Source organism: Vibrio sp. MOR3, assembly GCF_001557775.1.
GTDB classification, from domain to species: domain Bacteria; phylum Pseudomonadota; class Gammaproteobacteria; order Enterobacterales; family Vibrionaceae; genus Vibrio; species Vibrio jasicida.
In genome coordinates this window covers 1-14,804 of the sequence record NZ_LNRD01000007.1, presented here as the reverse complement: position 1 = coordinate 14,804, position 14,804 = coordinate 1, and the positions used below count along the sequence as shown (strand labels likewise).

Here is a 14,804-nt window from a genome sequence, read left to right as displayed (position 1 = left end):
ATAAGATGCAACTGAACAAGGTTCTAAAAGGACTGCTAATCGCGATTCCTGTGATGGCAATGACGGCTTGTAGCTCAAGTGATGACGCGGCTTCAAATACGGGTGCAGAAACCAACACTAGCGGTTCTGAAACAACAGTAGTAACGCCAATCGATCCAAACGGTCAATTGACAGAGCAAGAGCTAAAAGAGCAAGCACTACGCGAAACTCAAACTATTTACTTCGCATTTGATAACTCAACAATTGCAGGTGACTACGAAGAGATGCTAGCAGCTCACGCAGCTTACCTAAGCAAGAACCCTGCTCTTAAAGTGACAATCGAAGGTCACGCTGATGAACGTGGTACGCCAGAGTACAACATCGCACTAGGCGAGCGTCGTGCTGAAGCAGTATCAAACTACCTACAAGCGCTAGGTGTTCAAGCTGACCAAATCGCAATCGTTAGTTACGGTGAAGAGAAGCCACTTCTTCTAGGTCAATCAGAAGATGTTTACGCTAAAAACCGTCGTGCGGTTCTAGTATACTAATTCGAGGTAAACCTCATGTTCAGTAACACTAAGCGCGCTGTTACGCTTACGTTACTGGCAAGTGCAGCGAACTTCGCGTTCGCTGCACCAGCTCCAGTATCAGATCTCAACAGCACATCATCAGTATCAACTCGATCTTCTTCAGAATCAGATGTCGAGCGTTTAGAGCGCTTGCTGCAAAATCGAAACCGTGTTCAGCTCCAAATGCAAGAGCAAATTGACCAAATGTCACAAGAGATCAGTGATCTACGTGGTCAGTTAGAACGCAATAGCTACGAAATGCAGCAAATGTTAAAGCGTCAACGTGAGTTGTTTGTCGAGCTAGATCGTGTGCGTGGTGAAATGAAAGCTGCGCCAGTAAAAGAAACCAAGCCTGCAGAAACAGGTGGTAAATACACGTCCAACGCTGATGAGCAAACTGCTTATCAAGATGCCGTGGATTTGATCCTTAAGAAACGAGACTACACGGGCGCTATCGCGGCTTTCCAGCAGTTCCAAAAGGATTACCCGAACTCGACTTACTCAGCAAACTCCCACTACTGGCTAGGCCAGTTGTATTTTGCTAAGAAGCAAGACAAAGAAGCAACGAAGAGTTTTGCCGCTGTGGTTTCTTACAAAGATTCTAACAAGCGTGCAGACGCATTGGTTAAGCTAGGCGATATTGCTGAGCGTAACAATAATGCTGCACAAGCGAAGAAATACTATCAGCAAGTTGTCGATGAATATGCCGGCAGTGCGTCAGCGAAAATCGCGAGCGCTAAGCTGAAGTAATAAAACTCATACATTGAGACTAATAAAGGGAGCTTCGGCTCCTTTTTTCTTGTTTGCTCGTTTTACTTCACTGGTTTTTCTTTGCAACAACCCAATTCTATTTTGTCGATAGAATAGTTATTTGCGTCAAAGATATACGGCTAGACTGCTAGAAATTCCCGCTCTGGGTTGGTTTTTGAAAATTAACAAGGTTACAATACTCGGATTAAAGGAAGTTGCGTAGAGCAAGAGCAATGAGCCACATATTAGATAAAATCGAGACAGTTTACCCATTCCCTCCAAAGCCAATCCCATTAAGCCAAGAAGAAAAAGCCGATTACATCGAGCGAATCAAAAAGCTGCTTAAAGAGAAAGATGCCGTGCTTATCGCACACTACTACACCGATCCTGAGATCCAAGCATTAGCGGAAGAAACGGGTGGTTTTGTTGGTGATTCGTTAGAGATGGCGAAATTTGGTAACCGTCATCCTGCAAGCACATTGATCATTGGTGGTGTTCGCTTTATGGGCGAATCTGCAAAGATCTTAACACCAGAAAAACGCATTCTAATGCCAACACTAGAAGCGGAATGTTCACTTGACCTTGGCTGCCCAGCGGACAAGTTTAGCGAGTTTTGTGACGCTCACCCTGATCATACGGTCGTGGTATACGCAAACACTTCCGCGGCGGTTAAAGCACGCGCTGATTGGGTTGTAACGTCTAGTATTGCACTGGAGATCGTTGAACACCTAGACGCAGAAGATAAGCCAATCATTTGGGGCCCAGACCGTCACTTAGGTTCTTACATCGCAAACAAGACTGGCGCAGAAATGCTGTTGTGGCAAGGTGAGTGTGTAGTTCATGACGAGTTCTCTGCGGACGCACTGCGTAAGATGAAGAACGTATACTCGGATGCGGCAATCCTAGTGCACCCAGAATCACCAGCTAGCGTGGTTGAGCTGGCTGATGCGGTTGGTTCTACGAGTCAGCTTATCAAAGCGGCGAAAGAGCTACCTCATCAGAAAATGATTGTTGCAACCGATAAAGGCATCTTCTTTAAAATGCAACAACTGGTGCCAGAGAAAGAACTGATCGAAGCACCCACTGCTGGTGCGGGTGCGACTTGTCGCAGTTGTGCACACTGTCCTTGGATGGCAATGAACGGTCTTAAAGCGATTGAAAAAGCATTGAATGAAGGTGGTGAAGAACACGAAATCTTCGTTGATGAAGCGTTGCGTGTGAAATCACTCATCCCATTGAACCGCATGCTAGACTTTGCTGAACAACTGAATATGCAAGTGAAAGGGAACGCATAGTCGTTCTGTCTGCCCAGACATCAGTTTGTTAAGACAAATCTCAAAAACCAGCCGAATTTGGCTGGTTTTTTTGTTTCTTACAATCAATGAGTTAGTATTTACTTATAGTAATCAGAAAGGAATCGGAAACTTATGGCTGTATGGCTAGTACTGAAAAAGTGGCTGAGCACCCATCTTTTCAAATTAAGCAACCGAAACCTTCTCGTCATTAGTGGTAGCTACATTGGTATTTCTTGGCTGTTGCTGGCTCTCGCGGGGGAGCATGCACTTACCGACAGTTTCTCTAACTTCATTTATTACCTGATGGTGACTGCGTCGACGGTTGGTTATGGTGATCATTCACCAACGACGGATGCAGGGAAATGGGTCGTGGTTCTGTTTATCATTCCTGGTGGCTTGAGCTTGTTTGCGGCCATTTTGGGGCGTGTGGCAGGCGGTGCAATCGATTATTGGCGAGCGGGTATATTAGGTAAACGGAGAGTAAGAGTGGAAAACCATATCGTATTGTTGGGGTGGAATGGCGCAAGGACCATGCACCTTATTCGTATGTTGCAGCATGAAGAAGCGGGTAAGCGCCCCATTGTGTTATGTAGCCGTTCTGACATAGAGAATCCGCTACCGGGTGAGATCGGTTTCATCAAGGTTAACAGTTACACCGATGCACAAGAGATGAAAAACGCCAACATCACCAGCGCCAACTGTATCATTGTTGATAATCTCACCGATGATATTACCCTCTCGGCCGCCTTGTATTGTGCCTCTGTGAATCCTGATGCACACTTGCTTGCCTACTTTAAAGATGATGCTTTAGGTAGATTGTTGAGCCAGCATTGTCCTAAAGCGGAGTGTATACCTGCCGTAGGTGCTGAGATGCTGGCGAAAGCAGCCGTGGACCCCGGTTCAAGTGCTCTACACCAAGAGTTATTAGCTTCTACTAGAGGTATGACGCAATACTCGGTGATTTACCCTGAAGATCAGGCGACAACCAGTGTCGAAAAGGTCTTCAGCTTCATTAAAAAGCATCATCAGGCCACATTGATCGCCTTCGATCTTGGCAATGGCATTGAGCTAAACCCTGAGCTCGAAGCAGAAGTGCCACCAAATACCAAGCTGTTCTACATTGCAGATGAGCGCATTGATAATTTTGCATGGAATGACATGAATAAGGACAAATAATGCATATGATTGCTGACCTGTTGGCAGGTTTTCCCAATTTTCTTCTCTACTTTTCCGTCTCGATTGTCTTCGTGCTAGCGTTTAAATTCGTCTACGTAAAACTGACGCCATACGATGAATGGCACCTAATCAAAGAAGAAAAAAACACCGCAGCAGCAGTCGCACTGAGTGGTGCTTTTCTTGGTTACTGCTTAGCCATTGCTGGAGCGGCAACGAACTCAGTCAATATTGTTGATTTTATGGTGTGGGGCGTTGTTGCCATGTTGGCTCAAATCATTGCTTTTGGCATTGTGCGATTCATTCTATTGCCTAAAGTCTCTGAGCGTATTGAGAACGACGAAGTACCCGCAGGTATCGTACTCGCGGGAGTCTCTATCTCTGTCGGCGTACTTAACGCAGCTTGCATGACTTACTAGGAGGGGCGATGAAACGCAGTTCCAACGTAAAACGATCTTCGATGGATAAAAGCTTCAAAGTTGGGCGAATCATCCCGTTTGTCGCTTTTGGTGGCATCTTCTTTCTGGCGACTCAAGAGTCAGAAACAGAAGGCTATATCTATGTTGATGCGGATGAATGCAAATCAGACGCGCCAGAATTCAGCGAACAATGTGAAATAGCGTACCAAGAAGCGATGGCGAGAGCAGAAGAAAACGCACCGCGCTATAACAACGAGTTTGAGTGTGAAGACGATTTCTATGAAGACGATTGTTATTACAGCTCACGTCACCGCTCGTATGTCCCGTTTGTTGGTGGCTACTTCTTTAGCCGCGCAGTGAGTGGCTTGAGTGGTTACAACAAGAGTTACTACTCAGAGCCGATGTATCGCTACAAATCGAAGTATTACAATGGTGCAGGGCAGTTCTATGGTTCTTACCGTAACCAATCAACTAAAGTCGCAACCAGCAACTTAAATAAACGAGGTGGTGGCACGATAGGGCGCGCTATGTCCCGAGGTGGCTTTGGTAAAGCAGTCTCTGTTGGTCGAGGCGGTTAACAGCATTTATGTTTCGAAGAGAAATACAAGAAAGAGAAAACTGGCGTGATTTAGCACGCCAGTTTGGTTTTGGATTTCACTCTATGTACGACCAACCTTATTGGGATGAGAGTGCGTACTATCAATTCACATTAGAGCAAATCGAACGAGATATAGAAGCGCCAACGGAGGAGCTTCATCAAATGTGCCTTGAAGTTGTGGATGAGGTGATTAGAAGTGAGCAGTTACTGACCCAATGCGCGATTCCGGAATCCATGTGGTCTCAGGTTGCTTCTTCTTGGCGAGGTAGAGAGCCGTCGCTTTATTCTCGGTTGGACTTTGCTTACAACGGTTCATCACCCGCAAAGCTTTTGGAAAACAACGCCGATACCCCCACATCCTTATTTGAAACGGGTTTTTGGCAGTGGGTGTGGTTAGAAGATGTCGTGAACAAAGGGCGTATCCATCAAAGAGCCGATCAATTCAACATCTTGCAAGATTTCTTGATTGAACGTTTTGCGGAAATCGCCAAATTGCAGCCAGGGCAAACGCTTCATTTCAGTTGTTGTAAATACACAGAAGAAGACAAAGGCACGGTCCAATATTTAGAAGACTGCGCTCGAGAAGCAGGACTGTCGACCGCGTTCGTCTACGTCGAAGATATTGGCGTAACGGAAGAAGGGCGTTTCGTCGATGCCGATGGCCGAGCGATTCGATGGATGTTTAAACTCTATCCATGGGAATTTATGTTTGAAGAGGAATACAGCCAATACTTGGCAAAGGCGACCGTGAACTGGTTAGAGCCGATGTGGAAATCTGTTCTGTCTAACAAAGCATTGCTTCCTTTGTTGTGGCAACGCTTTCCAAGCCACCCTAACTTACTGCCGGCGTACTTTGCTAATGATCCAAAAGCGAACAGTTTGAAAGACTACGTCATCAAGCCACTGTTTTCTCGCGAAGGCGCGAATATAGAGATTGTGAAGAATGGACAGCGCGTAGTGAAAACCTCTGGTCCCTATGAGTCGGCTCATAACATTGTTCAGCAGTACTACCCGTTACCCAAGTTTGGTCCTAGTCATACTTTAATTGGCAGTTGGTTAGTAAACGATAAAGCCGCGGGTATCTCTATTCGTGAAGACAGCAGTTTAGTTACCCAAGATATGGCGCGTTATATTCCCCATGTCATTCTAGATTGATCAAAAAAGCTCTCCGACTTGGAGAGCTTTTTCATTTAGTGTATTCAACAGAGCAGAGAATCTTACTCTTCTTCTGCCAGCATGACACCACGCTGAGTCAAGCCGCCGAGCATCATTGGCATTGCATTGAAGATTTCTTCAAATTGCTCAAGACCTTCCATGCCTTGTTCTGCCAGTGTTGCTATTGTTGTTTCTGGATCGTACAGCATCGTCAGAGAAAGCAGAACGCCGCCCAGTAGCGCGCTGTCTTCGCTATCTTCTGGCATTAGGGTTTCCCAATCATCACGAGTCAACTGCCAACCCTGAAGGACACCTTCACAGAAATCACGCGTGTTTGCTGACACGATATCTTGATCATCCAACTCACAGCCTTCTGGCCATTGCCACGCGCCTTCTAGAAGCGCTGGACGAGTTTGGTTCCACATTTGAACAATCTCATCAATGTACTGTTCTAGTTGCTCGCCGTCTGTGAAGGGTGCTGTTTCTTCACCGCCCCATAGGAATGGCAGCCACTCTTGAGGGTTCAGCACGTTTGGCGCAGAAGCCATTGCCGTTACAAAGCCTTGAGTTTTCGCTAGGTTTAGTAGTTTTCCATCAAGTTCTGGAAGAGAAAGGATGTCTTGTAGTTTCAAAATAGAATACCATTTGTTAATGGGCTGGTTGGTTGCGCTCATATTACCAATCAATTAGTGATAAATCGATATTAGGGAATGATTCGGCTACATCTATGGAAATTCGTTCGTCACTCAGAAAAAAAAGCATTCTCGCCCTAACACTTTATTTGTGCTTCTTCATTGCTACGATTGGCTCTGTTGTGTATCTCGTTGTTGAGCCACCAGTTCGAAGCAAACTCGAACGTAATCTCGATTTGCGTACGCAGTTGTTGGCGTCTCAAATAGAAGAGCCGCTGACCAGCTCAGTTGGTCTGCTTAATAGCCTGGTAGGGCTAGGGCAAACGCCTGAACAGAGCATTTCCTTACAAAAGACGATTCCTCAACTCCTTCGTGTGAGTGACGACATCATTGTCAGTGGTGGCCTATGGCCGAAGCCAACCCTAGACGGTGCTCGTTGGCAATACACAAGCTTATTCTTCAATAAGAATGAAACGGGCGGGTTGGATCAGATCCACTCGTACAATAATCCTGAATCTGGCGGTTACGATAACGAACCTTGGTATCAATCTGTGGCCAATGCGCCTTCAGGAACCGTTACTTGGTCTGGCGTGTACATCGATACTTTCACTCAGGTTCAAATGATTACGGCGTCTGCTCCTTATTATGAAAATGGACTATTTGCTGGCGTAGCAACAGTGGATCTCTCATTAGAAGCTTTATTCCAATTTATTCGAGAGCATACAAATCAATATTCTTTAGGGGTGGTTATCCGTGATGCTGATTCGCAAGTCGTGATTGAGCACAATTTCCAACTCAGCAAAGACATTTACATCAGCCAATTAGACTTCGGAGCGTTCAATTGGCAGATGGACGTTGTTAACGCAAAAGTAAAAGTTGCCGATCAAGTGTTTGAACAAGTCATGAGTGTAGAGCGAGGTATTATTCCATTCTTATTGCTCTGTGTGCTGGTCGGATATTACTTGCTAAATCGATACATCGTTGAACCGATAGTGCGAATCGCTCAAAAAGTCGATGATTCTAAGACCGGAGGCATCATCGATATTGCTTATGATAGTGAGGATGAAATCGGCCACTTGGTGACTAAGTTTAACGAAAAAACCGTTTATTTAGAGCAAGAGAGGGTGAAGGCTCAGGCGTCTACCAATGCGAAAACTGCTTTTCTCGCCACACTCTCTCATGAGATCAGAACACCGATGAATGGTGTGCTAGGCACCGCGCAAATCTTGTTAAAGACGCCACTTACTGATGAGCAAAGAAAGCACCTCAATACCTTGTATGATTCTGGCGATCATATGATGACGTTGCTTAACGAGATCCTCGATTACTCCAAAATAGAGCAAGGTCATATCGAACTTGATAACACCCCATTTCCTATCGAGTCCATTCTCGGCAGTATTAACAGTGTTTACCACACACTTTGTGCTGAAAAGGGCTTACAGTTCCGAGTGGTCTCAAATGTTCCACAAGGGCGATGGTACAACAACGATAAAGCACGCCTTCGCCAAGTACTGTTTAACCTTCTTAATAATGCCGTGAAATTTACGGATCGCGGTTTTGTTGAAGTTGAGTTGGAAGAACAGATACAGAGCGATCACGCTAAGCTTATTATCACCGTCAAAGACTCTGGAATTGGCATTCATCCCGATGCGCAAAAACGAATTTTCCGACCGTTTGAGCAAGCCGAATCTTCAACGATGCGTCGATTTGGTGGAACGGGTTTAGGGCTAGCGATTGTTAAGCAGATCTCTGAACACATGAAAGGTGGCATTAGCGTTCAAAGCCAAGAATGTATTGGCACCAAGTTTGTGGTGGAACTGGAGCTCAATCCGTGTGAAGCGGGTATTTCGGAATCGACCAACACACATAAGCTTGATTGCCAAGGTTTACACGCTCTGATCGTCGAAGACAATCGAACCAATACCATCATTATGGAAACCTTTTTACGAGCCAAAGGCTTTACGTGCGTGTGTGTGGAGAATGGGCAGCAAGCGGTCGAGCAGGTCGCCAAGCAAGAGTTCGATTTGGTCTTAATGGACAACCATATGCCAGTACTCGATGGGGTAGGGGCAATCGCTGTGATTCGTTCTATGGACTCGCCTGCAAAATCTGTGTTGATCTTCGGTTGTACAGCCGATGTATTTAAAGAGACACAAGAGCGGATGCTCGATGTTGGTGCCAACCACATTATTGCTAAACCTGTTGTTGAGTCTGAGTTGGATGATGCCTTGTATCGCCATTCCTCAATCCTCTACCAATATCAAAATAAGCAGGGAGACGAGTCAGCGAAGCCGCGTAATGTAGAGGCATTGCTTTTGAATTTTTACATGGCGTTAGATGATGGCAACTTAGAACAAGCGATGACAACGCTCGCTCATATTTTTGACAGTGTTCAACCGAGCGTCACGCAGGAGTTAAGAGGCGTGATCGAACGTATTGAAAGTCACTTGATCAACGCATTATCTCCTGAACAAGAAGACATCGATCAGCTCACCATTTTATTGGCAGATCAATAACCTCATTCATAAAGAGGAAGCCGCTTGAACAGAGGTTCAAGTTGCTTCCTCTTTCCTTGTCCATTCATCAAATCTCACAAACTTCGCATTTACTCTGAAAATCCTTCTCCAAGTAGCATAAGCCGATCTTTTTGAAATTCGCTTACCAGATATTCGTCTGGTTTTTTGTGTTTTAGCGCGAGCTAAGTCATTTATTGGTAAGTAAATTACGTTTTTTAACTTCATTTTAGGTCCTTTAACGGTACTTTTTACTGGTTTTGGTGAAAGCTGCTACTTTTGGGCTTAAAGTTGGTTATTAATTTACAACTGAGATTTTAAAACGGAATCATAAACTAAAAGTATTGTGGTCTAATAGCGTCATTAACTGCTAAGTGGTTTTAAATGTAGTAAATCATTTTATATATGTCGTTTTTAACAGTATTTGATTTTAGAGGTTGTAAATGAAGTCTCGTGGACCATTTTGTATTCGTAACGCCGCAGCGGATACTTTTGCTATGGTGGTTTTTTGTTTTATCACAGGGATGATCATTGAGATTTTGATCTCGGGTATGACGTTCGAGCAGTCTTTGGCATCGCGTACGTTGTCTATTCCGGTCAACATCGCAATTGCATGGCCTTATGGCATGTTCCGTGACTGGGTATTGCGCCAAGGCAACAAGCTTTCACCTTCATCTTTCATGAAGAACGTATCTGACTTGATGGCCTACGTGCTATTCCAATCTCCGGTTTATGCGGGCATTCTGCTGGCTGTAGGCGCTTCTACTGACCAAATTATCACAGCAGTAGCGAGTAACGCAGTTGTGTCTTGTGGTATGGGTGTGCTTTACGGTTTCTTCCTCGATCAATGCCGCCGTTGGTTCCGAGTACCTGGCTACTATCAAGAAGCATAATTGCCCCTGTTTTATGCAATTTAGCTAGATAGTGAGCAAACAAACGCAAAAGGGCGCTTTTTTTCGTGTTTAGCCTTGACCATCAGGCACATAATCATTAAATTAGCGCCTCGTTAGCCAATGATGCTAACCACAATTTGATTCGGTGAGTTGTCCGAGTGGCTGAAGGAGCACGCCTGGAAAGTGTGTATACGGCAACGTATCGAGAGTTCGAATCTCTCACTCACCGCCACATTCTAAAAGCCCCAGCAGAAATGCTGGGGCTTTTTCGTTTTAGTGCAACAAGAAACTAATTTGCAATGCACATTAGCTCGTAGCTTCATAACGACGCCAACTCACTGGATATCGAACTCAAACTTCTTCTTCAGTTTTCTTGCATATTATAACTTAGCTTCAAACTTACTCGCCCTTTAGCAGAGCTAATTGTTACTCATCAGACAGCTTAGTCGTCTTGTTGCTTTAAGCTGAGTATAGCTAGCTTTCACCGTCTAACTAAATTCATCTGAACTTCTAGGTCAATCTAAATATTAGAAAATCCCTAGCCCCTTCAGTGTGCAATAAGTATTATATTGGTTGGGCTAATATACTGATTATAAGCAATATTCTTTTGTTTCTTTTCTGTGAGTGGCTTTTCGCAATTGTTGTGCAAGATAAAATATAATTTCATAGAGACGTTAGATGACTGTTACACATATAAAGGTTGAAGGGTTTAGGCTGCTTGAAAATACTGGGTTATCTGTAGAAAAGGGTACTACGGTTATTGTTGGCAGAAACAATAGTGGGAAAACCTCTATAACCACTATTTTTGAGCGCCTACTGAAGGATTTCGGTAAAAATATCCGGCTAGAAGATTTTTCGACAAATAGCCAAGAAATGTTTTTTACTGCAAAGGCCGCTTTTGAGAAAGGCCAAGGAGTATCTGAACTGTGGGAACTATTACCTAAAATATCGTTAATCTGCACTTTTGAATACAATCCACAAGCAAACGATATTGGGACGCTTTCTCCTTTTGTTATTGATGTAAACGATGATTCTACAGAAGCTAAGGTTCATATAGAGTACATTCCTAGACACGATGCTATTAGAGATCTGCTGTCTCCACCAGAGTTGATTGGGAAGCAAAAACCGCACTCTCAATTTATCAAGCATCTAAAAGAATCAATAACTGACAGTTATAAACTGAGGGTGACAGCCGTTGATCCAACTGACCCTCTCAATACAAAGTTTTTCGCCAACAATAGCGAGCTAAAAGCGCTATTAAAATGTGACGTCATACGAGCGCAGCGCACTTTAGAACAAGCTAAAGATGGTGATACCAACGTTATTGGACGTATGTTAAATGATATGTTTCAAACAGCATCTTCTCCAAATGCAAGTTCTAATGACAAGTATTTAGCAGCGCAACTCAAAGCCTCTGTTGAGGATGTTGAGAGCGAAATTCAAGGTAGTTTCAATGTAATGCTGCAAGCATTGATGCCTGCTATGGGGCTTTTGGGCTTTCCAGGTTTAGATAAGACCGAGATTGAACCGTTAACTTTGCTTGATGTTGAGTCTTTGTTATCTGACCACACTAAAATCTGTTATAAGGGGGATAGTAAGGTTAACTTGCCGGAGGGCTATTACGGTCTGGGCACTAGACATTTGATCTACATGCTTCTTCATCTGGATACATATCACAGAGAGTATCGAGGAATGGAGGTTCGCCCTTCAACTCACCTTATCTTTATTGAAGAGCCAGAAGCTCACTTGCATCCGCAAATGCAAGAGGTATTCATTAGTCAACTGCATGAGATAGCTAAAAAGTTGTCAGCGAAGTATCCACAAGAGCCAGAATGGAATGTGCAGTTTGTTATTACTACACACTCTTCTCATATCGCGAACGCTGCTGATTTCGATGCAATTCGTTATTTTTTAAAACACTCTCAAGCACCTGCATACACCGAAATAAAAGATCTCAAAAGAGGACTAAAAGAGATCGACCCTGTGGACAAAAAGTTTCTTCATAAATACATGACTCTCACCAAGTGTGATCTGTACTTTGCTGACAAGGCAATCTTCGTGGAAGGAACGACAGAGCGTATTTTAATGCCGAAACTCATTCAACTCACAGAAGGTTTCGTATGTGAGCAAAATAAGCTCTCTTCTCAGTATTTATCTACGGTCGAAGTCGGAGGGGCGTATGCTCATCTGTTTTATCCACTTATTGATTTCCTGGAGTTAAAGGCCTTAGTTATCACAGATATTGATTCTGTGAAGATTATGATTAAGAAGAAAGGGAAGAAGAGAGTTGCCTGCCCAGTTTCTGAAGGAGAATTTACATCCAACGCGTCAATAAAAAACTGGTTCCCCCTTCAAGAAAATGAAATTACTTTATCTGAATTGGTTAATAAGAAGCACGAGGACAAAGTCACTCTTCAGAGAAGAATCGCTTACCAGATCCCAGAAGTTGGGCTTGGTAGCGCTTGTGGACGCAGCTACGAGGACGCTTTGATATTAGCTAATCCCAAGTTATTTGGCTTGCGAAAAGGATCTAATATTGAAAAAAGGGCTTGGGAAAAGGCGAAATCTTTTGGTAAATCAGACACTGCTTTTCGCTTTGCTGTGAATGAACCTAAATGGAATGTTCCTGCATATATTTTGGAGGGGTTAATTTGGTTATCTCTGCCGAATTTTGAAGGGAAAGCTGAAGTGTCAGAAGAAAAGGTAGCCTTTGAAGATGAGTAATGACGCATTGACCGCTGCGGAAAAAGCGCAAAATAGTGTAGAGCAGTGTATTGATAATAGTCAAAGTTTTCGGTTAGAGGCTGGCGCAGGAGCAGGAAAAACTTACTCCCTCGTTCAGTGTTTAAAGAAGATAATCTTTGATAGAGGACAAGCTCTCGTTCGTGCCAATCAGAGAATCGCTTGCATTACTTATACTGAGGTTGCGAAGCAGGAAATTCTGCAGGAGATTGAAAGTCATGAAGCTATAGTCGTTGAGACAATTCACTCGTTTTGTTGGTCATTTATGAGGCACTTCCAAGTAACTCTTCGAGAGTTAGTCAAGGAGTTACCTGATTATAAGAGAAAAGCTGATGAGAACTATTCTATTGATGGCAAGCAAATAGAGTACAAAAGAGGTTATTTTAAGCTCCATGATGAACGAGTTGAATTACAACACGGTCATATCCCATTGTTAATGTCGAAGCTATTGGGGTTGGTGAAAGTACAACGCCTATTTACTCAGCAATATCCTGTCGTGTTCATTGATGAATATCAGGATACTGATAAGTTTTTTATGGAGGCTTTAAATACGGCATTTATTGCTCCAAAAACTGGTCCACTATTGGGCTTTTTTGGAGATCATTGGCAAACGATTTATTCAAGCGATTATGACTTGAAAGACTATAGTTTGGCCTCTATTGATAAGGAAGCTAATTTTCGTTCGACCACTAAAGTTGTAGACGTATTGAATAAACTAAGACCGGGTTTAAATCAAAAAGTGCGTCCACAAAGCTATAAAGGAGAAGCTCGTTTTTTTCATACTAACTCGTATGATGGAGTACGCCGAGATGAAAATCATTTCAAAGCTGACTTACCTGAAAATTGCGTTGTAGCTCTCAAAGACACTTTGCTTGAAAAACTCAGAGACGAGGGGTGGAGTGAGGAGAATACTAAGGTACTCATGTTGACTCACAAGGTGATTGCTACGCAGCAAGGATATTTCAATCTGGCCTCTTTGTGTGAAAAAAATGAATTGTTTACGAAAAAAGAAGACCCAATAATCAGCTTTTTCGTAGATACAATTGAGCCAATGTGTAAGGCTTACGCTGAAAAACGATATGGTTTTATGTTCAAAATTCTTGGGGAGAGACCCACTATCACTTGCCATGAGGATAAAAGTATATGGCGCAGTGAAGTTGAACAGTTAAATAAGTTGCGAATAGATGGGAGCGTAGGGGAAGTATTGGAGTTTATATCAAAGTCTCGGATACTGCCTAAAAGTAAGCGAATAGACAAGCTCCAGAAGGAGTACGCTGAATTGACTCACCCCGAAAAAGAGGATAAAGGGGAGAAAGAGTTTCCACCGAAGTTTATTCGTTTTAAAGAGATACAAAAGCTATCCTACTCTGAAATCATAAACCTCTCTTTTTTCTTGGATGGTGGTACATCCTTGGCTACCCAACACAGTGTGAAAGGAGCCGAATATGATAATGTGTTAGTTGTGTTGAGTGGCGGATGGAATCAGTACAATTGGCCGAATTTTTTTGAAGTCAACCGTTCAGGCGCGCTCACGCCAAAAAATAGTAAAGCGTACTTCAGAGCTAGAAACTTATTTTATGTATCAGTTTCTCGGCCCAAAAAACGACTGGCAGTTTTAAATACTCAATATTTACACCCTGAAGCTTTAGCTGGAGTTACTAGTCTGTTCGGGGCGGAGAATGTTATCGGCTTGAATGTCCCAAATGTATGTTAGCTTTATAATGTAGAGGTACCGAAAGAGCTTCGCTTGCGTTTTGCTCAGATAAAAAATGTATGGTCCGCCCCGTTATTGCAACTACAATTTAGTAATAACGGAGTTGGTTTACGCTAATGTATTCGGAGTCCACGTTGGGAACATTAACTTCCCCGCTCCACGATGATATCCGCGCCAGATTATCCTTAAAAGCCCCAAAGCAACTAGGTGCTATTGTTTGTATCAGGTTACTAATCTGGCCGTTCGACCGTTTTTGTCATCACGTTCATTGGCGTTGCAAACTTGGTTATGGCTATACAGCCTTAAAAGCTTGGCGGTGGTACAACACCGCCCAAGCTATTCTTGCTAGCTTATTGGCAAGTGCGACTACCA

At 43.5% G+C, this 14,804-nt stretch carries 13 protein-coding genes and 1 tRNA gene; 13 read left to right on the top strand and 1 reads right to left on the bottom strand.

The genetic code is table 11. The features are described 5' to 3' along the window. Positions 1-5 precede the first annotated feature (5 nt). From pal to ATB76_RS14625, 7 genes are all read left to right on the top strand, one after another. On the top strand, positions 6-527 hold the full coding sequence (gene pal / locus ATB76_RS14655) for a peptidoglycan-associated lipoprotein Pal (RefSeq protein ID WP_038866814.1): 522 nt from the start codon (positions 6-8) through the stop codon (positions 525-527). A gap of 15 nt (positions 528-542) precedes the next feature. Further along, complete coding sequence (ybgF, locus tag ATB76_RS14650; RefSeq protein WP_038866815.1) at positions 543-1,298, top strand: tol-pal system protein YbgF; 756 nt, start codon at positions 543-545, stop codon at positions 1,296-1,298. Positions 1,299-1,531: 233 nt separating this feature from the next. Next, on the top strand, positions 1,532-2,593 hold the full coding sequence (gene nadA / locus ATB76_RS14645) for a quinolinate synthase NadA (protein WP_061035584.1): 1,062 nt from the start codon (positions 1,532-1,534) through the stop codon (positions 2,591-2,593). A 132-nt stretch (positions 2,594-2,725) separates the two neighbouring features. Further along, positions 2,726-3,769 (top strand): ion channel, encoded by a 1,044-nt coding sequence (locus tag ATB76_RS14640; protein ID WP_038866818.1) that lies wholly within the window; start codon positions 2,726-2,728, stop codon positions 3,767-3,769. Continuing rightward, the gene (locus ATB76_RS14635; protein WP_038866820.1) at positions 3,769-4,185 is read left to right on the top strand and encodes a DUF350 domain-containing protein; all 417 of its coding nucleotides are present in this window, start codon (positions 3,769-3,771) and stop codon (positions 4,183-4,185) included. The genes ATB76_RS14640 and ATB76_RS14635 overlap by 1 nt, the downstream gene beginning before the upstream one ends. Positions 4,186-4,193: 8 nt before the next feature. Continuing rightward, positions 4,194-4,763 (top strand): DUF1190 domain-containing protein, encoded by a 570-nt coding sequence (locus ATB76_RS14630; protein WP_038866823.1) that lies wholly within the window; start codon positions 4,194-4,196, stop codon positions 4,761-4,763. An 8-nt stretch (positions 4,764-4,771) separates the two neighbouring features. Next, the gene (locus tag ATB76_RS14625) at positions 4,772-5,938 is read left to right on the top strand and encodes a glutathionylspermidine synthase family protein (RefSeq protein ID WP_061035583.1); all 1,167 of its coding nucleotides are present in this window, start codon (positions 4,772-4,774) and stop codon (positions 5,936-5,938) included. Positions 5,939-6,000: 62 nt separating this feature from the next. Here the strand turns inward: ATB76_RS14625 and ATB76_RS14620 are convergent, their stop codons facing one another. Beyond that, positions 6,001-6,612 (bottom strand): YecA family protein, encoded by a 612-nt coding sequence (locus ATB76_RS14620; protein ID WP_096030927.1) that lies wholly within the window; start codon positions 6,610-6,612, stop codon positions 6,001-6,003. Positions 6,613-6,665: 53 nt separating this feature from the next. Between ATB76_RS14620 and ATB76_RS14615 the strand changes: the two genes are divergently transcribed. From ATB76_RS14615 to ATB76_RS28540, 6 genes are all read left to right on the top strand, one after another. Beyond that, a complete protein-coding gene (locus ATB76_RS14615) occupies positions 6,666-9,086 on the top strand; it encodes a hybrid sensor histidine kinase/response regulator (protein WP_061035582.1) in 2,421 nt (806 codons plus the stop codon). A 440-nt stretch (positions 9,087-9,526) separates the two neighbouring features. Then, positions 9,527-9,976 carry an L-alanine exporter AlaE gene (locus tag ATB76_RS14605; protein WP_061035580.1) on the top strand — a complete coding sequence of 150 codons (450 nt, stop codon included), beginning with the start codon at positions 9,527-9,529 and terminating at the stop codon, positions 9,974-9,976. 144 nt (positions 9,977-10,120) lie between these two features. Continuing rightward, positions 10,121-10,208 (top strand) — tRNA-Ser (locus ATB76_RS14600). A 446-nt stretch (positions 10,209-10,654) separates the two neighbouring features. Beyond that, positions 10,655-12,700 carry an AAA family ATPase gene (locus ATB76_RS14595; protein WP_061035579.1) on the top strand — a complete coding sequence of 682 codons (2,046 nt, stop codon included), beginning with the start codon at positions 10,655-10,657 and terminating at the stop codon, positions 12,698-12,700. Further along, positions 12,693-14,432, top strand: coding sequence for a UvrD-helicase domain-containing protein (locus tag ATB76_RS14590; RefSeq protein WP_061035578.1), 1,740 nt, complete (start codon positions 12,693-12,695; stop codon positions 14,430-14,432). Before ATB76_RS14595 ends, ATB76_RS14590 begins: the two co-directional genes overlap by 8 nt. Before the next feature lie 134 nt (positions 14,433-14,566). Beyond that, a partial coding sequence (locus ATB76_RS28540) for a hypothetical protein (RefSeq protein WP_208989752.1) occupies positions 14,567-14,804 on the top strand: 238 nt, incomplete at its 3' end.

Bases quoted from the DNA above. Each gene is read 5' to 3' on its own strand.
- pal (WP_038866814.1), top strand. From the start codon at position 6: ATGCAACTGAACAAGGTTCTAAAAGGACTGCTAATCGCGATTCCTGTG.
- ybgF (WP_038866815.1), top strand. From the start codon at position 543: ATGTTCAGTAACACTAAGCGCGCTGTTACGCTTACGTTACTGGCAAGT.
- nadA (WP_061035584.1), top strand. From the start codon at position 1,532: ATGAGCCACATATTAGATAAAATCGAGACAGTTTACCCATTCCCTCCA.
- ATB76_RS14640 (WP_038866818.1), top strand. From the start codon at position 2,726: ATGGCTGTATGGCTAGTACTGAAAAAGTGGCTGAGCACCCATCTTTTC.
- ATB76_RS14635 (WP_038866820.1), top strand. From the start codon at position 3,769: ATGCATATGATTGCTGACCTGTTGGCAGGTTTTCCCAATTTTCTTCTC.
- ATB76_RS14630 (WP_038866823.1), top strand. From the start codon at position 4,194: ATGAAACGCAGTTCCAACGTAAAACGATCTTCGATGGATAAAAGCTTC.
- ATB76_RS14625 (WP_061035583.1), top strand. From the start codon at position 4,772: ATGTTTCGAAGAGAAATACAAGAAAGAGAAAACTGGCGTGATTTAGCA.
- ATB76_RS14620 (WP_096030927.1), bottom strand. From the start codon at position 6,612: ATGAGCGCAACCAACCAGCCCATTAACAAATGGTATTCTATTTTGAAA.
- ATB76_RS14615 (WP_061035582.1), top strand. From the start codon at position 6,666: ATGGAAATTCGTTCGTCACTCAGAAAAAAAAGCATTCTCGCCCTAACA.
- ATB76_RS14605 (WP_061035580.1), top strand. From the start codon at position 9,527: ATGAAGTCTCGTGGACCATTTTGTATTCGTAACGCCGCAGCGGATACT.
- ATB76_RS14595 (WP_061035579.1), top strand. From the start codon at position 10,655: ATGACTGTTACACATATAAAGGTTGAAGGGTTTAGGCTGCTTGAAAAT.
- ATB76_RS14590 (WP_061035578.1), top strand. From the start codon at position 12,693: ATGAGTAATGACGCATTGACCGCTGCGGAAAAAGCGCAAAATAGTGTA.